Origin of the sequence: Colwellia sp. BRX10-1, assembly GCF_014077545.1 — a bacterium.
In the GTDB taxonomy this organism is placed as follows: Bacteria; Pseudomonadota; Gammaproteobacteria; order Enterobacterales; family Alteromonadaceae; genus Colwellia_A.
In genome coordinates, this window is sequence record NZ_JACGWC010000124.1 from 1 (window position 1) to 320 (window position 320).

A 320-nucleotide genomic window follows, 5' to 3' on the forward strand; every position below is an offset into this window, starting at 1 on the left:
GCTATCGTAACCGTTTCACTATCATCACTTAGATCAGACACGGGTGTCACTGAAATAGTTAGGGTAGAACTCTGTGTATCACCAGCACCATCTGTGACGGTATAAGTAATCACAGGCACAGCACCATTGAAGTTATCGTTCGGTGTAAAAGTATAGCTACCATCGGTATTTAAAGTTAACTCGCCTTCCGTAAGAGTAACGGTATCACCTGCATTATAGGTATTCCCACCAACCGTAAAGCTTGTAACAGTTAGTGGACCATCTGCTGTTTCTGCATTATCAAGGACATTGCCTGTGGCTGTTGTGTCTTCAGCTATCGT

The 320-nt window shown here is 43.4% G+C and carries 1 protein-coding gene; it reads right to left on the reverse strand.

Annotated features, from left to right (window positions below; genetic code table 11):
- On the reverse strand, positions 1-320 hold a 320-nt coding region (locus H4J75_RS19820; RefSeq protein ID WP_182223081.1), incomplete at both ends, for an Ig-like domain-containing protein.